We start from the raw sequence: 21,412 nt of genomic DNA, 5'->3' as shown, positions 1-21,412 counted from the left end.
TCCGGTTTTACTCCGGAATCACCACGGTGCCATCGGGGAACACGATGGCGCCGTCACCGCTGACATCGAAGAAGCCCAGCTGGTGGGTGTTGGCCAGCACCTGCACCAGGCCGTGCGCGTTCTCGGCCACCTCGTCATCGAACGAGGCATAGACCACGTGCTGGCCGATGCTGTAGTCGGTCACTTCCGGGCGGTCATCTTCCTCATCGGACAGCGGACCGTCCATCGGAGGGTAGTGCTCGGCGAGCGCGGCGAAGAACGCCTGAAGCGCCGGCACCGACACCTTCGGGTCGTCGTAGTCGTGCGTCTCGTTCCATTCGGTCTGCGCGTCATACCACTGCAGGAAGGCCTCGGCCTCGCGCGGGGCGACGGCGGGGTCGAACACCATCAGGTCGTAACTCATCGGAAATCACCTTGATCCATGCGCAAATGCATGCGTCAGGATAGCCCTGATCGGTGTGGGCCGGCCGGTCTGCGGCCAGGCCGGTTCAGCGCGGCGCGGGCAGGCCGGGTGCCGCTGCGGGGGTCTCGGCAGGGGTATCGACCACCGTCGCCTCGGGGAACAGGGCATAGCGCAGCCCGATCAGACCCATCAGCGCCTCATCGCGGGCCTTGCCGGCCGTCACGGTCTGCACACGCTTGAGCGAGGCGTCCAGCCGGGTCTGCAGCCCGGTGGGGGCGGGCAGGGGACGCCGACGCGCCGCCTGCGCGCGGTAATGCGCTGCTACCTCGTCCAATATCGCGTCGATCGCGGCCACGCTGGGCGCCGGCAGGCCGTGCCGCGAGCGGCGCAGCTGCAGGATGTTCAGGCCGATCCGCGCTTCGGTGAGCATGTCCACCGAGGCGATATCGCTGCCTTCCGGGGTGGCCGCCAGGCGCGGTGCCAGCAGGCCGAGCAGATCAAGCATGCGCGCGGCGAACTGCTGGCGGTCCTGCTGGCCACGGCCCTCGGCCGCATCGGCCAGCGTGTTCCACCCCTGGCGCACCAGCCGGCGTGCGGTCCACTCAGCACCCACCGAGCGGAACAGCCGCGTCATCACCACCGCAAAGCCAATGCCGATGAACATCGCCACAGCCGAATTGATGAAGCTCTGGATGTTGGCGCTGTAGGTGTTCTGCACGTTCAACAGCGCGACCAGATTCACCGTGAGCGGCAGGCCGATCAATGCCGTCTTGGGCCGATGCAGCAGCAGGCCCAGCGGCAGGAAGATCACCGCCAGCACCAGCACCAGGCTGCCGAAGTCGTGCACGGCCGGGAAGATCCCGAACAGGTACACGCCGGCCACCAGGCTGGCCACGATCGCCCAGAGCAGGAAGGACAGCATGCTTGGCGCCGGATCATCCTGCGCGGCGAAGAACGCGGCAGCCACCGCGGCCATCATCGCGCCATTGCCGCCGCCCTCCCAGCCGAGCCCGATCCACAGCACGCAGTACGTCATCAGCGCGACGCCGGCACTGGCGGCGGAGAACAGCGCCATGCCGTAGTCCACATGGCGCACGTGATCCACGCGCTGGGTGCGCACGCGGTAGTGCGCGGTATCGCTCGGCGCGGTGCCGGCATCGATGGCGGCATGCAGGGTGGTGCAGTCCTGCCAGAGGTCCACCAGTTCTTCCAGGCGCAGCAGCAGGGTCACCAGCAGCAGGTGATCCAGCTCGCCATCCACCGCCGGCTTGAGCGCGACGATGCGCGCGCGCAGCGTGGCGTAGGCGCTGGCACTGGAGCGGCCGGGCTGCTCCAGCCACTGCGCCAGATCGGCGATCAGCGTCTCCAGCCCGGGCGGCAGCGCACGGCCACCCGCGCGCAGCGCCCCCAGCCGGTCGGCGATCGAGGAGAGCACCGGCAGCATCAGCAGCATGCGCTCGCGCAGTCGCTCCATCGAGACCGCCGCGCCGGCATGGCGCGGATCATCGCGACGCATGAATTCGATCAGCGCGTCGAACTGGACCAGATCGGCCGCCAGCCGGTTGCGCGGGCCGTGCGCGTGGCCGCGCGTCAGGATCTGCCGGCACCAGTCGGCCGCATCGCCCATCCAGCTGCCGATCCGCGAGCGCAGCATCGGCCGCACCGAGGCCGGGAAGAACAGCGAGGCGAACAGCACCGCCACCACCGTGCCGAGGATGATCTCTTCGCTGCGCGCCACCACGGTGTCGAAGATGGTGTCCGGCGAGGTCACCGCCGGGAAGCCGATGAAGGCGGTGGTGTACCCGGCCAGCAGGAACGCGTAGCCGCGCGGGCCACGGTTGAGCAGGGCGATGAACAGACACCCCGACAGCCACAGCGACATCGCCGCGCTGAGCAGCAAGGGGGTCTCTACCAGGTGCGGCACCATCCACAGCGTGGCCGCGCCGGCGAGCAACGTGCCAACGATGCGATAGGCCCCTTTGGCGCGGGTCGGGCCCAGCATCGGCTGGGTCACGATGTAGACCGTGGCCATCGCCCAGTACGGCCGCGAGAGATTGCCGGCCAGGCCGATGTACAGCGCCGCGATCGCCGCCAGGAAGGTCTTGACCGAGAACAACCAGGCCTGTCTGTCCAGCAGCAGCATGGCTTACCTCGCGGCCGTGCCGGTGGCGACGGCGTCGGCATTCCAGCCGCCGCCGAGCACCAGGAACAGCTGGATCTGGTCGCGCGAGACCTGCGCCTGGGCCTCGGCCAGGGTCGCGTCGGCGCTGGCCAGGCTGCGGTCGGCATCCAGGCTGGCCAGGTAGGGCGTGCGCCCGCCCTGATAGAGGCGGCGGTTCTGGCTGGCGGCCAGGTCGGCCTGCTGCTGGGCCTGCTGCAGGAACTGCAGGCGCTGCAGATCCTGGGCATAGCGGCTCAGCGCGGTCTGGGTTTCGCGCAGGGCCTGCAGCACGCTGTGATCGAACTCGGCCAGCGCGGCTTCGGCGCCGGCTTCGGTGGCGTGGATGCGCGCATGCGTGCCGGAAGAGGGCAGCGACCAGGAAATCAGTGGGCCGATCGACCATTGCTGGGTCAACGGCGTACCGAAGTCTTCCAGCAGGCCGGCGGCACCCACCGAGGCACCGAGGCGGATGTCCGGGTACAGCTCGGCGGTGGCCACCCCGATCCGCGCGGTGGCGGCGGCCAGTTTGCGCTCGGCCTGGCGGATGTCCGGGCGGCGCTGCAGCAGCGCGCGGCCATCGCCGATCGGCAGTGCCTGCGCCAGGGTCGGGGCCTGGCTGCAGTCGCTCACGCCGTCGGGCAGTTGCCCCGGGGTGCGGCCGAGCAGGGCGGCCAGCTGGTATTCGGAGGCTTGGCGGTGCGCGCGCAGCGGCGGCAGCGCGGCCTGCAGCATCGCCACCTGGGCGTTGGCGCGGGCCAGCTCCGGCGGGGTGCCGCGGCCGGCCGTGATCAAGCGCTGGGTGACCTCGCGGCTGCGCTGCTGCAGCTGCAGCGAGTGCTCGGCCACGTGCAGCTCGTGGTTGGCGTGGCAGATGTCGACGTAGCTGCCGACCACCTGCGCCACCAGCGACACGCGCGCCAGGTCCATCGCGGCGGCGGTGGCCTGTTCGTCGGCATGCGCGGCCTCGGAGGCGCGCTTGAGCTTGCCGAACAGATCGAACTGATAGGACACCGCGAACTTGCCGTCGGCCAGGTTGATCGGCGGCAGTTCGTGCTCAAGCAGGAAGGATTCGGCGGACAGCTGCGCGCGGCTCACCCCGGCCTCGGCCTCGTACTCGAAGCCGCCGGCATCCAGCGCCTGCTCATACACGGCGGCGGCGCGGCGCAGGTTGGCATCGGCCACCTTGAGCTCCACGTTGTCGCGCAGCGCCTGCTGCACCAGCGCGTTGAGGGTGTCGTCCTGGTACAGCTCCCACCAGCGCGCGGGCAGCGCGGCCCCAGCGGCGACCTGCGGGTTGCCGGTCTCCAGGAAGGCGGCGTTCGCCTCCGGCCGCTGGAAGGCGGACCCGGCCGGCACCGCATAGTCCGGGCCGCCGGTGCGGCAGGCGGCCAGCGTGGTCAACGCCAACCCCAGGGCGATGCGCTGCAGCGCCGGGCGGTTCACAGCGCCGTCCGTGCCGGTTGCGCCGGCGTGGCCGGGGCGGTGTCCGGCTGGATGGTGACCGTGGCGGTACGCCCGGCGATCAGGTTCACGCCGGCCGGCACGCGGTCGATATGGATGCGCACCGGGATGCGCTGGGCCAGCCGCACCCAGTCGAAGGCCGGGGTCACGTTCGGCAGCAGGCTGCTGCCCTCGCTGCGGTACCGGTCTTCGATGCCGGCGGCGATGCTCTGCACGTGGCCCTGCAGCGGCTGCGCTTCGCCCATCAGGCGGATGTCGACCTTCTGCCCGGCATGCACGCCCTGCAGGCGGGTCTCTTCGAAGTAGCCGTCCACCCGGAACGAGCCGGTATCGAGCACGGCCATCACCGGGCGCCCGGCGGTTACATAGTCACCGGCACGCACGGTGCGGTCGTTGACGTGGCCATCGCTGGGGCTGCGCACTTCGGTGCGGGCCAGATTGAGCTTGGCCAGGTCGACCGCGGCCTGCGCGGTGGCCATCGAGGCCTGCGCGGCGAGCAGCTTGGCGCGGCGGACTTCGGCATCTTCTGCAGCGACCAGGTCCTGCAGGCTGCGGTCGCGCGCGATCTCGCGGCGCAGCTGGTCCAGCGTCGCGCGGCGTTCGCCCAAGGCGGCCTGGGCCTGTTCCAGCGCGATCTCATAGCGTGCCCGGTCCACCACGAACAGCACCTCACCGCGCTTGACCGGCTGGTTGTCGGCCACCTTCACCGCCTCCACCAGCCCGGACACGTCCGGCGCGACCTGCACCACGTCGGCGCTGACGTGGGCATCGCGCGTCCACGGTTCGTCCATGTAGTACGCCCACAGGTGGCGCAGCACCAGCACGGCGGCCACCACGGCAACGACGGTCACCACGACCGGGAATGTCTGCTTGAGGATCTTGTTCACGATTGCATCCAACGCATCAGGGAAAACAACCCGCCGAGCACGATCACATACACGGCCAGGTTGAACAGGGCGGGGTGCCAGATGTGGCGGTAGGCGCCGGTGCGCTGCAGGACCATGCGCAACCCGCTCTTGAGCAGGTAGGCAAGCAGCATCAGCCCGAGCAGGGTCGGGACGAACACACCATAGAGACTGAATTCACCGTACATCGAGGCAAAGGATTCGCAGGGGAGCGGAAAGGGGATCGCCCGGCGTCGAGGGACGACACCGGGCGGTACAACGGGGGAACAGGCTTACGTCACGCGGTCGGCAGCATCGGCCAGCAGCTGCCACAGCTTCAGCACGGTGCGCAGTTCATCCAAGGTCAACTCGCCGAACACGTCCTGGCGCAGGCCGATCAACTGGGTTTCCAGCTGGCTGACCAGGGCCTCGCCCTTGTCGGTCAGCCACAGCAGGTTGGCGCGGCGGTCGCTGGCATCGCATTCGCGGCGGACCAGGTCGCTGGCGGCCAGCTTGTCCAGCAGGCGTACCAGCGAAGGGCCTTCCATGCCCAGCTGGTGGGCCAGCGCCACCTGGCGGATACCCCCGCCGGCGCGCCCGATCATCAGCAGCGGCATGGTGCAGGCGGCGGAAATGCCGTAGCTGCCCAGGGCCTGGTCGGCCAGGCGCTGCCACTGCCGCCCTGCGTAAAGCAGGCCGGAACTGAGCTGCATCTGCAGCTGGGTACGTTCGTCGAGGGATCGGTTCATCAGAATAGATAGGATACTACTAATTCGTTTCCTATCAATACCCGTGGCACAACCGCGGCCCAATGAACGCCTGCCCGGACGTGGCCCGGGCATCCCGGCGCAGGACGCCCGAGGGGTCTGTCGGGTACGATGCTCGCCCCCCTTCGGGTGCTGTATGTAATGAGCAAGCAAGACAACGACGCCAACCCCGTCACCCAGGCCGAGGCCGAATCGGCGGTGCGCACCCTGCTGCGCTGGGCCGGTGAAGATCCGACCCGTGAAGGCCTGCTGGATACCCCGCGCCGCGTTGCCGAAGCCTATGGCGACTGGTTCAGCGGCTACCGCGACGACCCGCGCGCCTACATGGAGCGGACCTTCGAGGAAGTGGCCGGCTACGACGAACTGATCGTGCTGCGCGACATCGAGTACGAAAGCCACTGCGAACACCACATGGCGCCGATCATCGGCCGCGTGCACGTCGGCTATCTGCCGGCTGGCAAGGTGGTGGGCATCAGCAAGCTGGCCCGCGTGGTCGAGGCGTACGCACGCCGCTTCCAGGTCCAGGAAAAGATGACCGCGCAGATCGCCCAGTGCATCCAGGACGTGCTGCAGCCGGTCGGCGTGGGCGTGGTGGTGGAAGGTGCGCATGAGTGCATGACCACCCGCGGCATCCACAAGCGGGGCGTCAGCATGGTCACCTCCAAGATGCTGGGCAGCTTCCGCGAGGACGCGCGCACCCGCGCCGAGTTCCTGCGTTTCATCGAAGTGGGCGGCAAGCGCTGATTCCCCGCGCTGTCGCGCGCGGCCGGCAGGCGCTGGGCTTCGGCCCGGCCCTGCGCGTGCGTGCGCGTCCCGTTTCCCTCCCGGCCGCGGCGACCCGCGCGGCCCGTCTTCCTGCCCCCGGTCTCGAATGAAACATCGCGAGCGCATTACCCGTTACCGCCACCTGCGCGAACAATCGCAGTGGAAGCTGCTGGCGGCCGATCACGCGCCGGAGATCATCGGCCTGCTGCAGAGCCTGCTGATGCAGGACGAGCGCACCCTGTCCACCGCGGTGCTGCACGAACGCCTGCAGCGCGCGCTGGATGATCTCAAGGCTGATGAGCTGTCGCGCGATCTGCCGCGCACCGCGCAGGCCTACATCGCGCATTGGCTGGCCCAGGGCTGGCTGGAACGCCGCCTGCCCGAAGGCGCCGACCAGGAACAGTACGAACTGTCCACCCAGGCCGCACAGGCGATCCGTTTCGCCGACAGCCTGGAGCAGGCGCGCGCTGCCGCCCCCGAAAGCCGCCTGGCGCTGGTGATCGAGCAGCTTTCGCAGCTGGCCGCGCTGACCGAATCCAATCCGGATGCGCGCCTGTCCGCGCTGCGCGACGAGCGCGACCGCATCGATGCCGAGATCGCCCGCGTCAGCGGCGGCAAGGTGTCCTCGCTGGACGGCAAGCGCGCGCTGGAGCGGACCCGCCAGATCATCGGTCTGGCCGACGAATTGACCGAAGATTTCCGCCGCGTGCGCGATGACTTCGAACGCCTCAACCGTGAATTCCGCGAACGCATCATCGATGACGAAGGCGAGCGCGGCGACGTGCTGTCCAAGCTGTTCGAAGGCGTGGACGTGATCGGCGACAGCGACGCCGGGCGCAGCTTCGAGGCGTTCTGGCGCCTGCTCAACGATGCCGAACAGAGTGCCCAGCTCGATGCCGCGCTGGAGACCGTGCTCGCGCGTGGTTTCGCCCGCAAGCTGGATCGCAACGAGCGCACGTTCCTGCGTGGCTTCACCACCACCATGCTTGAGCGCGGTGGCCAGGTCCACGACGTGCTGCAGCACTTTGCCCGCAGCCTGCGCGGCTTCGTGCAGAGCCGTGGCTACCTGGAACAGCGCCGCCTCAACCAGCTGCTCAAGCAGGCCCAGGGCGAGGCGCTGGGCCTGCGCGACCACATCCCGGCGCAGCGCAGCATCGGCCGCGACCTGCAGCTCACCACCAGCCGGCTGCGCTCGCTCTCACAATGGAAACTGCACGACCCGCGCCAGGCGCAGGTGGATGGCAGCGTGCAGCGCAACGACACCGCTGCGATCTCGCTGGAGAGTGTCGGCGATCTGGTGGCGGCCTCTGAAATCGACTTCCGCAACCTGCGCCGCGATCTGCACGACCTGCTCGGCGAGCAGCCGCGGCTGTCGATCGCGCAGGTGCTTGAACACCGCGAGGCCCCACAGGGGCTGGGCAGCATCATCGGCTACCTCTCTCTCGGCACCCGCCACGGCGAGGTCGCCGCCGATCAACAGGAGATCGCGCAATGGCGCGGCGGCGATGGCCAATGGCGTCGCGCCCGCATTCCGCTGATCTGGTTCACCCAGGAGAAACGCCATGAGCTGGCATGAACAATCCACCGACACCCCGATCGACGGCGGCGCAGACGAGCACGACGACGAACCGGTCGTGGTGACGCCCGTCCTGCGGCGTAACAATGACGTGTTTTACATGGGCGACACCGGCCGGCTGCCGCTCGATGGCCGCCGCGCGCTGTGCCAGCTGCTGATCGGCCCGAGCATCGACCAGCTGCGCCACGCCAAGCTGTGGCCGGCGCTGATCCGCAGCGAAGCGGCGATCCGCTCGGCGCTCTCGGACCTGTTCCTGGAACTGGTGCTGGACCGCGAGAGTGGCGTGGCCTTCACCCGCCAGGCCGATACCGAAGATATCGATGCACCGGTGCTGCTGCGTACCTCGCCGCTGACTTTCATCGACTCGGTGCTGCTGCTGCACCTGCGCCAGCAGTTGGCCGAAGCCGATGCGCGCGGCGTGCGCGCAGTGGTCGAGGATGCCGAGCTGGCCGAAGCACTGGCCGTGTACGAGCGCCACCTGTCCACCGACCGCGCCGGCTTCAACCGCCGCGTCGCCAGTGCCGTGCAGAAGATGAAGGACAACCACATCCTCACCCGCCTCGGCGGTGACGATGCGCGTCATGAAGTCTCGCCGGCACTGAAACTGATGTTCTCCGCCGAAGATGTCGCCGCCCTGGCCCAGGTGTACCGCCGCCTGCGCGAAGCGCCGGCCGACCTCGACGCCTGAGCGCGCGCCCGCGCGCCGCTGCCCTGCCTGGATTGCTAGCCCTGCCATGACCGTCCACATTCCCGCACCCGTCCTGTTCCCCGGCGACCAGCCCGATCCGCGCGCCCAGCAATTCCGCATGCGCCGCCTGCAGGTCCACAACTGGGGCACCTTCTCCGGCCTGACCGAAGTGCCGATCGCCGAGCGCGGCTTCCTGTTCGTCGGCCGCTCCGGCTCGGGCAAGTCGACCCTGCTCGATGCGATGTCCGCGCTGCTGGTGCCGCCGGCCCTGGTCGACTTCAACGCCGCCGCGCGCGAAGCCGAACGCAGTGGCCGCGACCGCAACCTGGTCTCCTACGTGCGGGGCGCCTGGGCCGACCAGCAGGACAGCGGCACCGGTGAAATCGCCACCCAGTACCTGCGCAAAGGCGCGACCTGGACCGCCCTGGTGCTGGAATACCGCAGCAATGACGGCCGCATCGTCAGCCTGGTGCGCCTGTTCTGGATCGCCGGCAACGGCGCGGCCGCGGCCGATGTGCGCAAGCACTACATGGTGGCCGAGCGCAGTTTCGACATCGCGCGTGACCTCGGCGGCTTCGACCTGGACCTGCGCAAGCTCAAGCAGCGCCTGGGCGATGTGCATCACTTCGACAGCTTCGCCAGCTACGCCGAACGGTTCCGCCACGTGCTCGGGATCGAGAATGAGATGGCGCTGCGCCTGCTGCACAAGACGCAGTCGGCGAAGAACCTCGGCGATCTGAACGTGTTCCTGCGCGACTTCATGCTTGATGCGCCGCGCACCTTCGATGCCGCCGAGCGGCTGGTCGATGATTTCGCCGAACTCGATGGCGCCCATCAGGCCGTGGTCACCGCGCGCCGCCAGGTCGAAACCCTGCTGCCCGCACGCGGCCACTACGCCGATCTGCAGGCACTGCGCCGCCAGCGCGAAGACCTGGACGAGATGAAGCTGGGCATCGACGGCGTGCGCGAGCAGCGTCGCCTGGCCCTGCTTGAGGCGCGCCTGCTGGAACTGGATACCCGCGACCGCGGTCTGTCCGGGGAAGAAGGCCAGCGCCGCAGCGCGCTGGACAACCATGAAAGCCACCTCGCCGAGCTGGAAGCGCAGCGGCGCCAGCAGGGCGGTGAGCGCATCGAAGAACTGGAGCGCGAACAGGGCCGTGTCGCCCAGGAACGCGACCGCCGGCTGGCCAAACGCAGCCAGGCCAATCATGCCAGCCGCGAACTGGGGGAAACCCTGGCCGAGACCGCGCACGGGTTTGCCGAGCAGCTCGCCCGCGCCCAGGCCCGCCTGGACGACGGCCAGCGCGCTGCGGCCGAACTGGACGAAGCCATTGCCGAGCGCATGGGCGGCAAGCGCGACGACGAACGCCGCTTCGCCGAGGTGCGTTCGGAACTGGAGGCGCTCAAGCGCACCCCGTCCAGCATTCCCGCGCCGATGCAGCAGCTGCGCGCGCGCCTGAGCAGCGACACCGGCATTCCCGAAGCGGCACTGCCGTTCGTTGGCGAACTGCTGCAGGTCCGCGACGAAGACGCCGCATGGCAGGGCGCCATCGAGCGCGTGCTGCACGGCTTCGCGCAGTCGCTGCTGGTCGATGAGCGCCACCATGCCCAGGTCTCGGAGTGGATCAACCAGACCCACCTCGGTACCCGCCTGGTCTACTACCGCGTACGCCGCAACGACGATGCGCTGCATGGCCGCGAGCCGGGCGCACGTTCGCTGCTGCACAAGCTGGTGCTGCGCGAGCACGGCTATGCCGGCTGGCTGCGCCGCGAGCTGGGCAAACGCTTCGACTACGAATGCGTGGATGCACGTCACCTGCGCGATACCGACCGCGGCATCACCAAGGAAGGCCAGGTCAAGCACCCGGGCGAACGCTTCGAAAAGGACGATCGCCACAACATCAGCGACCGCCGCCGCTGGCTGCTCGGCTTCAACAACCGCGACAAGCTGGACCTGTACGAGCGCGAAGCGATCGAACTGGCCCAGCGCATCGCTGCCTGCGACAGTGATGTGGCCGGCCTGCGCGCGCAGCGCGAACAGGACGGCAAGGCCCGACTGGCCTGCCATCAACTGTGCACGCTGGGCTGGGACGAGATCGATGTGGCCGCACCGCTGCAGCGCCTGGACGACATCGCCCAGGCCCTGCACGACCTGCGCGAAGGCAATGCCGACCTGCGCAAGCTGGGCGAACAGATCGAGAAGACCCGCGCCGACGTGGCCCAGGCCAAGCGCACCTATGAAGACGTGCGCGTGGAGCGCGGCCAGCTCGGCCGTGAACATGAACGCCTCGAGCGTCTGCACGAGCAGTGCGCGCCGCTGGCCAAGCGCGTGGTCACCCCTCTCCAGCAGCAGGGCCTGGACGAACGCCTCAAAGCGCTCGGCGTGCTCAGCCTGGAGAACCTGGAAGCCCACTTCCGGCAGATCAGCAACACGCTCAACGAACAGCTCGGCGGCTCCCAGGCCGAACACAACCGGCTGGAGAACCTGCTGCTGGGCTGCTTCCGCCGCTACTGCCAGGCTTGGCCGGAAGACAGCGGTGACTTCACCGTCAGCCTGTCCAGCGCGGAAGACTTCCTGGCCCGCCTGCAGCGGCTGGAGAACGACGGCCTGCCGCAGCACGAGGCACGCTTCTTCGATCTGCTGCAGAGCCAGAGCAAGAACAACCTGCTGGCCCTGCAGCGGCACACGGCCGAGGCGCGCAAGTCGATCGCCCAGCGCCTGGACGAGGTCAATGCCTCGCTGGAGCAGGTGCCGTTCAACCGCGGCACCCTGCTGACCATCGAACTCACCGACCGCCGCCTGCCCGAGGTACTGGATTTCCACCAGCGCCTGCGCGACGTGCTGTCCCAACAGCAGACCGACCAGCGCGAGCTGGCCGAAGCGCAGTTCGCGGTGCTGCGTGAGCTGGTCGCCAAGCTCGGCTCGCAGGAAGGCGAGGACAAGCGCTGGCGCGAGCTGGTGCTGGACGTGCGCCTGCACGTGGAATTCGTCGGCGTCGAACTCGATGCCGCCACCCGCCAGCAGGTCGAGATCTACCGCAGCGGTGCGGGCAAGTCCGGCGGCCAGCGCCAGAAGCTGGCCACCACCTGCCTGGCGGCCGCACTGCGCTACCAGCTCGGCGGCGCCGATGGCCAGCTGCCCAGCTACGCGGCGGTGGTGCTGGATGAAGCCTTCGACAAGGCCGACAACGAGTTCACCGCGCTGGCGATGAACATCTTCGACAACTTCGGGTTCCAGATGGTCGTGGCCACCCCGCTGAAGTCGGTGATGACGCTGGAGCCCTTCATCGGCGGTGCCTGCTTCGTGGAGATCAGCGGTCGCCACGACTCCGGCGTGCTGCTGATCGAGTACGACGACGAAGGCAAGCGCCTGAAGCTGCCCGAGCGTGCCCGCGCCGGCGAGCCGACAGCTGCACCGGTACCGGCCGTGATCGCCGTGCCAGACGTGGTCGATGCCCCTGAGGTAATGGCCAATGAGGTGATGGCGGCCTCGATCGACGCGGACGCCCACGTCGAGGCGGAGGTCGTGGAGGTACCGGCAGCGGTGCCGGCATCCCGCCCGAAGAAGGCCGCCACCCAGGCGCCGGCAAAGAAGGTCGCCAAGAAGGCGGTCACCAAGCCAGCCACCAAGGCGGCCGCAAAGAAGCCCGCCAAGCCCAAGCGCTGAGCAACCAACGGGTCAGCCCCAGGGCTGGCCCGTCCTGCTAACCGGCGAAGGTATCCCAGCCCATCCGGGCGATCAGCACCACCACCAGCCCGACGAACAGCTTGCGGATGAAGGGCGTGCCACCGCGCAGCGCCATCCGCGTGCCGACCACCGAGCCGATGATGTTGGCCGCGGCCATCGGCAGCGCGAACAGCCACAGGATGTTGCCGGTCGGCACGAAGAAGGAGATCGCCGCCACGTTGGTCGCCAGGTTCACCACTTTGGAGGCGGCCGAGGCGCGCAGGAAGTCCAGCCCGAAGAAGCGCACGAACAGAAAGATCAGGAAGCTGCCGGTGCCGGGCCCGAAGAAGCCGTCGTAGAACCCGATCACCGCACCGATCGCCAACGCGGTCACCAGCTCCTTGCGGCCGATCTCGCGCGGGCGGTGCAGGGCACCGAAGTCCTTCTTCCACAGCGTGTAGCCGAGCATCGCCACCAGCAGCACCAGCACCAGCGGGCGTACCGCGTCCTTGGGCAGCAGGCTGACCGCCGTGGCCCCGGCAAACGAGAACACGAACGCCGTGCCCGCCGCAAACAATACCGGCCGCCATGGAAAGCGCACATTGCGCGCATAGCGGAACGCGGCGGCCGCCGTGCCGAACATCGAGCTGAACTTGTTGGTACCGAACAGCATCGCCGGCGTGTGCTGCGGCAGGACGGTGAACAACCCGGGCAGCTGCACCAGCCCGCCGCCGCCGCCGGCGGCATCGACCAGGCCGGCGATGAAGGCGATCGCCACCAACCACAACAGCTCAGGGGGAACCAGCTCAAGCACGGCGGCACATCGCGGCAGAAGGCGCGCCAGCATACGCCCGGTCATCGCGCGACAATACCCCCATGACCACCGTCTCTTCCGATCCCTGTCCCTGCGGCTGCCCGCTGGCCTACACCGCCTGCTGCGGCCGCTACCATGCCGGCAGCCCCGCGCCGGATGCCGAAGCGCTGATGCGCTCGCGCTACAGCGCCTACGTGCGCCACCTGGCCGAGTACCTGTTGGCCAGCTGGCACCCGTCCACGCGCCCGGCCGAGCTCTCGCTGGACGAAGCACCCGGCCAGCGCACCCAGTGGCTGGGGCTGACGATCCACGCACATACCCGCCCAGATCCCGACCACGCCCAGGTGCGCTTCACCGCGCGCTACAAGGTCGGCGGCGGCAGTGCGGTGAAAATGCTCGAACACAGCCGCTTCGTCCGCGAAGACGGCCGCTGGTTCTATCTCGACGCGTTGCCCTGAGCCAGTGCGGTCGCGCGCACCGGCACGGTGCCCTGCTGGCCAAGCGCACGCACACAGTTGCGGCCGGCGTCCTTGGCGGCATACAGGGCCTGGTCGGCGGCTTTGAGCACCGCCTGCGGGCTGTCGGCGACCCGGCTGTCGGCCACGCCGATGCTCACCGTCACCTGCACCACCTCGCCGTTGCCACCACGCCCACGTTGCAGCTGCCCCACCGCATCGTCGCGGCTGCGTGCCGCGCGGTCGCGCAGATGCATGCGGACGCCTTCGATCCTGGCGCGGATTTCCTCCACCGACGCCACGCAGGCCGGGGCAGGGCGATCCAGGAACACCAGCGCGAATTCTTCGCCGCCGTAGCGGAACGCGCGGCCACCCCCGCCTACCTCGGCCAGTCGCGCGGCCACCAGCTTGAGCACGTCATCGCCGGCATCGTGGCCGTGGGTATCGTTGAAACGCTTGAAATGATCCACGTCCACCATGGCGATGGTGTAGGTGGCCCCAACCCGCTGCAGGCATTCGTTGAACGCGCGGCGCCCGGGCAGGCCGGTGAGTTCATCGCGGAAGGCCATGTGGAAAGCTTCCTGCAGCATCGCCGAGATGACCAGCAACAGCGCCATGCAGCTGACGGCGGGCAGCAGGGCCGGCGAGACGAACACCCGTGGCAGCATCCACCACAGGCAGAGCAGGGCGATCAGCAGGGCAGTGTGCAGCGGCCGCGGTTGGCGCCAGGCCTGTACCGCCAGCGCCACCGTCGTCACCACGAACAACAGCGCAGGCAGCTGGGCCAGCGCATTCCAGCCACTCGGCAGCCACGGCAGGTGGCGGTCCGACAACAAGGCATGCATGCCGACCGGGCCCTGTGCGGCCAGCAGCAGGAAAATACCGAGGGCCGTCCCGCTGACCACGCCGCGCAGCAGCAGATCCTGGCGCAGCCGCCCGCGCTCGGGCCACACGCCATGCACCAGGAACAGCAGTGGCAGCCACCACGACACTGCGTGGAAGATCAGTGGGGTCAGCGCCGAAATCACGCCCTCCCGCTGGAAGGTGCCGACCACACCATGCAGCAGGGCGAACGCCAGGGCGATGGCCAGCATCAGGCACAGCGCCCGGACGCGGTTGTAGATCAGCGCCAGGCCGACACCCAGGCAGGCCAGCACCATCGGCAGCAGGCGATGCACCGGACTGCCGGCTTCCGCCGCGGGGGTGGCGGCCCACAATCCCAGCGCCACCAGTACTGCAGGCAGCACGAACAGATAGTGGCTGGGCTGGCGTAGCAGGTGCGTCCGCAAGAAGGGGTCCACGTGGTGGGCCGGCGCGCCGTGGCTGCAGCGTGCAAACCGGACATCACAGGCAATGGGTCTCCCCCGATAGCGGCCCGGGCGTATTCAACTTGAGCGCTGTCACCTGATCGATGCCGTGCCATGACGTGGCACTCACCCCGGCTGGTCGATCCTGATCACGATGACTACCGCCGTTGCTGCCGCACCACCGCTTACTGCCGCCCCGCCGACGTCGCTGGCCGCCCGCTACGCCAGCGTGCGCGCCCGCACGGTCGCGCTGGCCGCGCCGCTCAGTGCGGAAGACGCCATGGTCCAGAGCATGGCCGATGCCAGTCCGGCCAAATGGCACCTGGCCCACACCACGTGGTTCTTCGAGCGGTTCGTGCTGGCCACCCGGCCCGGCTACGCGCCGATCGATGCGGACTGGCATTACCTGTTCAACAGCTACTACCAGAGCATCGGCCCGGCCCATGCGCGCCCCCAGCGCGGTCTGCTCTCGCGGCCCTCGCTGGAGGAAGTGCTGCATTTCCGCGCCGAGATCGACCAGCGCGTGATCGCTGCGCTTCAGGCCGGCAGTCTGAGCGAGCAGGCCCAACAGCAGCTGCTGCTCGGCCTGCACCATGAGCAGCAGCACCAGGAACTCCTGCTGACCGATATCAAGCACGCGTTCTGGTCCAACCCGCTCCAGCCGACCTACCGCGAGGATCTTGTCGTGGCGCCGGCCCGTGCGCTGCCGCTGCAGTGGCGCAGCAGTCCCGAACAGATCGTGGAGATCGGCGCGCCGGCCTGGCCTACCCGCCCCACGTTCGCCTATGACAACGAATCGCCGGTGCACCGCGCATTGGTGCCCGCGCATGCGCTGGCCAACCGCCCGGTCAGCAACGAGGAGTACCGTCAGTTCGTGCAGGCCGGCGGCTATCGCGAGCCGCGCTGGTGGATGAGCGAAGGCTGGACGCTGTGCCAGGAGCAGCACTGGGAGCATCCACTCTATTGGGACGACGCACTGGAGCGCGAGTTCACCCTTGGCGGCTGGCGCGCGCTCGATCCCCACGCACCGGTCTGCCATCTCAGTTATTTCGAAGCCGACGCCTACGCACGTTGGTGCGACGCCCGCCTGCCCACGGAGTTCGAGTGGGAAGCAGCCACGGCTGGCCGCGCCCTGCGTGGCCGGTTTGCCGATGCGGACGCGCTGCACCCGGGTGGCGCGGAGGAGGAGGGGGACATCGTCCAGTTGTTCGGCGATGTGTGGGAATGGACCAGCAGCGCCTACGGGCCGTATCCCGGCTTCCGCACCTTCCCGGGCAATCTCGGCGAGTACAACGGCAAATTCATGTGCGGGCAGTGGGTGCTGCGCGGGGGCAGCTGCGCTACCCCGGCCGATCACCTGCGCGCCAGCTACCGCAATTTCTTCGCGCCATCGGCCCGGTGGCAGTTCGCCGGCCTGCGCCTGGCCCGGGATGCCGCATGAGTTCGGTCCGTGATGCACTCCAAGCGCTGACCGATCTGCAGCCGGATCGGGACCAGATCACCGCCGACATCCTGCGTGGCCTGTCCACCACACCGCGGCAGCTGCCCTCCAAGTACTTCTACGATGCGCATGGCTCGGCGCTGTTCGAGCAGATCACCCAGCAGCCGGAGTACTACCCGACCCGCACCGAGCTGCAGCTGCTGCAGGACTGTGCGCATGACATCGCCAAGGTGGTCGGCCCGCGCCTGCACGTGGTGGAACTGGGCAGCGGCAGCGGGCGCAAGACCGAACTGCTGCTGCATGCGCTGCGGGAGCCGGTCGCCTACACCCCGATCGAAATCTCCCGCGCCGCGCTGCTGGACAGCATCACCCGGCTGGCCCCCTCGCTGCCGGACATCGAAATGCTGCCGGTCTGCGCGGATTTCACCCAGCCGGTGCAGTTGCCATTGCCGCAGCGCGAGCCGGCCCGCCACCTGGTGTTCTTCCCAGGCTCGACCTTGGGCAACTTTGCCCAGGTCGACGCCATCGCACTGTTGAAGGCGATGCGCCAGACCATGGGCCCGGATGGCATGGCCCTGATCGGCATCGACCTGCACAAGGACGCGGCGCTGATCGAAGCGGCGTACAACGATGCCGCCGGGGTCACCGCCGAGTTCACCCTCAATCTGCTGCGCCGGCTCAACCGCGACATCGGCAGCGATTTCGACCTGGAGGGCTTCCGCCATCGCGCCCGCTACAGCGTGCCGCGCCTGCGCATCGAAACCGAGCTGGTCAGCCAGCGCGACCAGCGCGTGCAGGTGGATGGGCAGAGCTTCGATTTCGCCGAAGGCGAGGCGATGACCGTCGAGTACAGCCACAAATACACCGATGCGGTGTTCGCCGCGATGGCCGCCGCCGCCGGCCTGCGCGTGACCGCCCACTGGAACGCCACCGATCCCGCCTTCGGCCTGCGTCTGCTGCAGCCGGCCTGACCTGCGCGGCATTGCCGCTATGATGCAGGTCCACTGGCTGCAAGGATTCCGCCAATGCGATGGTCGCCCCTGTTGTTGGCCGGGCTGTGGCTCGGCGCACCGTCGATCGCGGTCGCCGCGCCGGATGCATTCGCCACCTGCCTGGTCACGCTGAAGGCGCAGGCCGGCAAGCAGGGCATCAGTGCCGGGCGCTTCGACGTGCTCACCGCCGGGCTGACCCCCGACCCCAGCGTATTGCCGCTGCTGGATGCACAGCCGGAGTTCACCACCCCGTTGTGGGATTACCTGGCCGCGCTGGTGGATACCCCGCGCGTCGATGACGGGCGCGCCCGTCTGATCGAGCACCGTGATCTGCTGGCCCGCGTTTCGGCCGAGTACGGTGTCGATGCCGCCACCATTGTCGCGGTGTGGGGCGTAGAGAGCGATTACGGCCGCGTGTTCGGCAAGCGCCCGCTGCTGCAGTCGCTGGCCACGCTCTCCTGCGAAGGCCGCCGCCAGCCCTTCTTCCGCGGTGAACTGCTGGCCCTGCTCAAGCTGATCGATGCCGGCGACCTGCGCGCCGAGGGCCTGACCGGCTCGTGGGCGGGCGCCTTTGGCCACACCCAGTTCATGCCCTCCACCTATGCGCGTATCGCGGTGGATGGCGACGGGGATGGTCGCCGCGATCTGGTCGCCTCCATTCCCGATGCGCTGGCCTCCACCGCCAACTATCTCAAGAAGGCCGGCTGGCGTACCGGGCAGCCGTGGGGCATCGAGGTGAAGATCCCGGCCGGCTTCAACACCGCCCAATCCGGCCGCACCCAGCGCAAGCCATTGGCCGACTGGCGCGCGCTGGGCATCGTGCCGGTTGCCGGCGGAGCACTGGCACCGGCCGGGCTGCCCGCCGACAGCAATGCAGCATTGCTGCTCCCGACCGGGGCCAAGGGCCCGGCGTGGCTGGTGTTCCGCAATTACGATGCGATCTACGCCTACAACGCCGCTGAGAGTTACGCGCTGGCGATCGCAACACTGGCCGATCGCCTGCGTGGCGGAACCGGCATCGCCGCCGCCTGGCCAACCGACGATCCCGGCATCGGCCGCACCGAACGCCGTGAGCTGCAGACCCTGCTGCTGGCCCGCGGCCACGATATCGGTACGGCGGACGGCATGATCGGTACCGCCACCCGCCGCGCCATCCAGGCCGAGCAGCAACGGCTGGGCTGGACCCCCGCCGATGGCCGCGCCGGCCAGCGCATCCTCACCGCCCTGCGCGGTGCTCCTCCTTCTTCAACACCGACCATGCCCGCATCCACCGTGTTTACCCTGCCGCCCAATCACGCCCAGTATGTCCAGTCCCCGGCGGCGCCACGCGCGGCCCTCCCCAAGGTGCCCGGGCTCAGCCTGGCCGACATCCAGGGCTTCCCCGCGTGGACGGTCCAGACCCCGTTCGCCACCGCCGCGATCAGCGTGTTCGGTGGCCAGCTGCTGTCCTATGTGCCCAAGGGCGGGCAGGACGTGATGTGGCTCTCGCCGAGCGCCCAGCCGCTGCCGACCCCGATCCGTGGCGGCAGCCCCGTGTGCTGGCCGTACTTCGGCCGCCAGGGGCAGGGCAATGACGTGCCTTCGCATGGCTTCGTCCGCAACGTGCCATGGACCCTGCAGCAGGCCCGTCGCGAGGCCGATGGCACCATGGTGCTGACCCTGGCCCCGCCGGTGCTGGAGAACCTGGATCTGCGCCTGCGCATGGAACTGCGGATCGGCCGCACCCTGGAACAGCGCCTGATCACCGAAAACACCGGCCGCCAGCCGGTCGCCTTCACCCAGGCCCTGCACAACTACTTCCATGTCAGCGATGCGACGCAGGTCAGCGTGGAGGGCCTGGATGGCCTGTCCTACCTGGACAAGTTCGAGAATTACGCGACCCCGCGCCAGCAGCAGGGCGACTGGAGCCTGCGCGACCCGCGCGATCCCGGCCGCAGCGACCGCATCTATACGCAGGCCGGCGGCCGCTACGTGCTCAAGGACCCGGGCCTGAAGCGCCGCATCGAGATCACCACCACCGGCAGCCGCTCGCTGGTCGCGTGGAACCCGGGCGAGGCCGGCGCCAGCAAGATGGCCGATGTCGGGGCCGGCTGGCGCAACTATGTGTGCCTGGAAGCGGCCAACGCCGGCCCGGATGTGGTGATCCTGGCGCCGGGTGCGCAGCACGTGCTGCAGCAGACGCTGGCGGTTCACCCGCTATGAGTACGGTTCCGCCCCCGTCCCGGATGGACGAGAGCGCCGGGAATCCTTATCGCGCGCCCAGCACCGCCATGCACGAGGCCATGATCGACGCCCAGATCGATGCGGCCGTGGCGGTGCATGACCGCCATCCGCTGCTGGCGAAGGCGGTGGGCGACAACTTCGCCTTGTATGCCCGTCGCTGGCATCTGGATGACGCCGGTGGCCGCTGGCCGCGCCCGTGGCACTGGCCGGCCGTCCTGTTTGGCTTCCACTGGCTCATGTACCGGCGGATGTACCTGGTGGCATTGGCGGTGCTGATTGTCGATTTCGCCATTGGCATGGCGATGGTCCTGCTGGACCTGGCGGTGGGCGGCGTCGTGTTGTCGCTGGGTGTGCAGCTCTCGCTGGGCATCTTCGGCAATGCGCTGTACCGCTGGCATTGCCGCCGCATGGTGGCGCGGGCGCAGGCCCGTTTTACCGGGCAGCCGGAGCGGATCAACGCGGAACTGGTACGCCGCGGGGGGACCAGCCGGCTTGACCTGGGCCTGGGCCTGGCACTGTTCGTCGTACTGCGTATCTTCGAAGGCGGCTGAGGCGTCAGCGGGCGACCGGGCGCGGTCGCAGCGCCATCAGGCAGATGCCGCCGGCCACCAGCCCCCAGAACGCCGAGCCGATCCCGGCCAGCGACAGGCCCGAGGCGGTGACCAGGAAGGTCACCAGCGCCGCTTCGCGATCGGCCTCCTCACGCAGGGCCATCGCCAGGCTGTTGGCGATGGTGCCGAACAGTGCGATGCCGGCCACGCAGGCCACCAGCTCCTTGGGGAAAGCGGCGAACACGGCCGCCACCGTCGCCCCGAACAGCCCGACCACGATATAGAAGGCGCCCGCGGCCACCGCGGCGGTGTAACGCCGCGCCGGATCCTCGTGTGCTTCGCGCCCCATGCAGATCGCGGCGGTGATCGCGGCCAGGTTGAGCCCATAGGCGCCAAACGGGGCGAGTAGCGTGTTGACCACCCCGATCCAGCCGATCACCGGTGACACCGGGGTGTCGTAGCCGGAGGCACGGATCACCGCTACGCCCGGGATGTTCTGCGACGCCATGGTCACCACGAACAGGGGCAGGGCGATGCCGAACACCGCCGACCACGACAGCGTCGGCCAGGTGAATACCGGCGTGGCCAGTTCCAGCCGCACGTCCTGCATATGAAGAAGACCCTGACCTGCGGCGACCAGGACACCGACAAGCAGCGTGGCGATCACCGCATAGCGCGGGAACAGCCGTCGCCCGATCAGCCAGGTGATGAACATCGCCAGTGCCATGCCCAGCTGGGTGCCCATCGAGACGAACACCTCCAGCCCGAAGCGCAGCAGTACACCGGCAAGCATGCCCGCGGCCAGCGCCATCGGCACGCGCTTCATCAGCTTGGCGAAGATCCCCGAGAAGCCGGCGAGCATCCCGAGCACGGCAGCCAGAACAAACGCACCGATCGCATCGCTGTAGCCGGCCGCGCCCGCACCCACCACGAGCATGGCCGCACCCGGCGTGGACCATGCGGTGACGACCGGCATCCGATAGCGCAGTGACAGACCAATACAGGTCACGCCCATGCCAAGGCCCAACGCCCACATCCACGAGGCGATCTGCGCCTGGTCGGCGCCTACCGCCCGTGCGGCCTGGAACACGATCACCGCCGAACTGGCGAAGCCCACCAGTACCGTAATGAAGCCTGCCATCACGGCAGGCAAGGAGAGATCGCGCCACAACGTACGTTTGCCAACCGCAGACATCGCATGCATTCCTGATGACAAGAGATGCATTGTTAGCAAGCCTTCGGGAGCACGCGCAACGC

Annotated in this window: 18 protein-coding genes; 9 read left to right on the top strand and 9 right to left on the bottom strand. The window is 68.8% G+C overall.

From position 1 onward, the window contains the following. Positions 1–7: 7 nt before the first annotated feature. The 6 genes from ACE026_RS13600 to ACE026_RS13575 all read right to left on the bottom strand — a co-directional run bounded on the left by ACE026_RS13600 (position 8) and on the right by ACE026_RS13575 (position 5,658). Positions 8–403: a hypothetical protein gene (locus ACE026_RS13600; protein WP_088435243.1), complete on the bottom strand. Its 396-nt coding sequence runs from the start codon at positions 401–403 to the stop codon at positions 8–10. An 85-nt stretch (positions 404–488) separates the two neighbouring features. Then, positions 489–2,546, bottom strand: a complete 2,058-nt coding sequence (locus tag ACE026_RS13595; RefSeq protein ID WP_486039393.1) for an FUSC family protein — start codon at positions 2,544–2,546, stop codon at positions 489–491. A gap of 3 nt (positions 2,547–2,549) precedes the next feature. Beyond that, positions 2,550–4,007: an efflux transporter outer membrane subunit gene (locus tag ACE026_RS13590; protein WP_486039392.1), complete on the bottom strand. Its 1,458-nt coding sequence runs from the start codon at positions 4,005–4,007 to the stop codon at positions 2,550–2,552. Next, complete coding sequence (locus ACE026_RS13585; RefSeq protein WP_486039391.1) at positions 4,004–4,912, bottom strand: efflux RND transporter periplasmic adaptor subunit; 909 nt, start codon at positions 4,910–4,912, stop codon at positions 4,004–4,006. Before ACE026_RS13585 ends, ACE026_RS13590 begins: the two co-directional genes overlap by 4 nt. Further along, entirely contained in the window at positions 4,909–5,118 is a 210-nt protein-coding gene (locus ACE026_RS13580; RefSeq protein WP_265309823.1) for a DUF1656 domain-containing protein, read from the bottom strand. Before ACE026_RS13580 ends, ACE026_RS13585 begins: the two co-directional genes overlap by 4 nt. A gap of 84 nt (positions 5,119–5,202) precedes the next feature. Next, positions 5,203–5,658: a MarR family winged helix-turn-helix transcriptional regulator gene (locus ACE026_RS13575; RefSeq protein WP_259260761.1), complete on the bottom strand. Its 456-nt coding sequence runs from the start codon at positions 5,656–5,658 to the stop codon at positions 5,203–5,205. A gap of 159 nt (positions 5,659–5,817) precedes the next feature. Between ACE026_RS13575 and folE the strand changes: the two genes are divergently transcribed. The 4 genes from folE to ACE026_RS13555 all read left to right on the top strand — a co-directional run bounded on the left by folE (position 5,818) and on the right by ACE026_RS13555 (position 12,372). Further along, positions 5,818–6,420, top strand: a complete 603-nt coding sequence (gene folE, locus ACE026_RS13570; protein ID WP_019183982.1) for a GTP cyclohydrolase I FolE — start codon at positions 5,818–5,820, stop codon at positions 6,418–6,420. Between the two features lie 127 nt (positions 6,421–6,547). Continuing rightward, positions 6,548–8,017 (top strand): DUF3375 domain-containing protein, encoded by a 1,470-nt coding sequence (locus ACE026_RS13565; RefSeq protein WP_486039390.1) that lies wholly within the window; start codon positions 6,548–6,550, stop codon positions 8,015–8,017. Next, positions 8,004–8,705, top strand: a complete 702-nt coding sequence (locus tag ACE026_RS13560; protein WP_123730916.1) for a DUF4194 domain-containing protein — start codon at positions 8,004–8,006, stop codon at positions 8,703–8,705. The genes ACE026_RS13565 and ACE026_RS13560 overlap by 14 nt, the downstream gene beginning before the upstream one ends. A 46-nt stretch (positions 8,706–8,751) precedes the next feature. Continuing rightward, positions 8,752–12,372, top strand: a complete 3,621-nt coding sequence (locus tag ACE026_RS13555; protein WP_486039389.1) for an ATP-binding protein — start codon at positions 8,752–8,754, stop codon at positions 12,370–12,372. Positions 12,373–12,409: 37 nt separating this feature from the next. On the opposite strand, the gene ACE026_RS13550 is transcribed toward ACE026_RS13555, so the two are convergent. Further along, positions 12,410–13,186 (bottom strand): sulfite exporter TauE/SafE family protein, encoded by a 777-nt coding sequence (locus ACE026_RS13550; protein WP_486039464.1) that lies wholly within the window; start codon positions 13,184–13,186, stop codon positions 12,410–12,412. Positions 13,187–13,248: 62 nt separating this feature from the next. Between ACE026_RS13550 and ACE026_RS13545 the strand changes: the two genes are divergently transcribed. After that, positions 13,249–13,644 carry a YchJ family metal-binding protein gene (locus tag ACE026_RS13545; protein WP_486039388.1) on the top strand — a complete coding sequence of 132 codons (396 nt, stop codon included), beginning with the start codon at positions 13,249–13,251 and terminating at the stop codon, positions 13,642–13,644. Here the strand turns inward: ACE026_RS13545 and ACE026_RS13540 are convergent. After that, positions 13,623–14,930 (bottom strand): GGDEF domain-containing protein, encoded by a 1,308-nt coding sequence (locus tag ACE026_RS13540; protein WP_486039387.1) that lies wholly within the window; start codon positions 14,928–14,930, stop codon positions 13,623–13,625. The two genes, ACE026_RS13545 and ACE026_RS13540, sit on opposite strands and share 22 nt — an antisense overlap. A gap of 172 nt (positions 14,931–15,102) precedes the next feature. Here ACE026_RS13540 and egtB point away from each other — a divergent pair, with 172 nt between their 5' ends. The 4 genes from egtB (at position 15,103) to ACE026_RS13520 (ending at position 20,155) form a co-directional block, all read left to right on the top strand. Next, positions 15,103–16,389, top strand: coding sequence for an ergothioneine biosynthesis protein EgtB (gene egtB / locus ACE026_RS13535; protein ID WP_486039386.1), 1,287 nt, complete (start codon positions 15,103–15,105; stop codon positions 16,387–16,389). Then, positions 16,386–17,360: an L-histidine N(alpha)-methyltransferase gene (gene egtD, locus ACE026_RS13530; RefSeq protein ID WP_486039385.1), complete on the top strand. Its 975-nt coding sequence runs from the start codon at positions 16,386–16,388 to the stop codon at positions 17,358–17,360. The genes egtB and egtD overlap by 4 nt, the downstream gene beginning before the upstream one ends. Positions 17,361–17,414: 54 nt before the next feature. Beyond that, positions 17,415–19,583 (top strand): lytic murein transglycosylase, encoded by a 2,169-nt coding sequence (locus ACE026_RS13525; RefSeq protein ID WP_486039384.1) that lies wholly within the window; start codon positions 17,415–17,417, stop codon positions 19,581–19,583. An 80-nt stretch (positions 19,584–19,663) separates the two neighbouring features. After that, entirely contained in the window at positions 19,664–20,155 is a 492-nt protein-coding gene (locus ACE026_RS13520; protein WP_486039383.1) for a DUF2628 domain-containing protein, read from the top strand. 4 nt (positions 20,156–20,159) lie between these two features. On the opposite strand, the gene ACE026_RS13515 is transcribed toward ACE026_RS13520, so the two are convergent. Continuing rightward, entirely contained in the window at positions 20,160–21,350 is a 1,191-nt protein-coding gene (locus ACE026_RS13515; RefSeq protein ID WP_486039382.1) for a benzoate/H(+) symporter BenE family transporter, read from the bottom strand. Positions 21,351–21,412: the final 62 nt, after the last annotated feature.

The organism is Stenotrophomonas sp. AGC87 (genome assembly GCF_057333975.1).
This window is presented reverse-complemented; position numbering and strand designations above follow the sequence as displayed.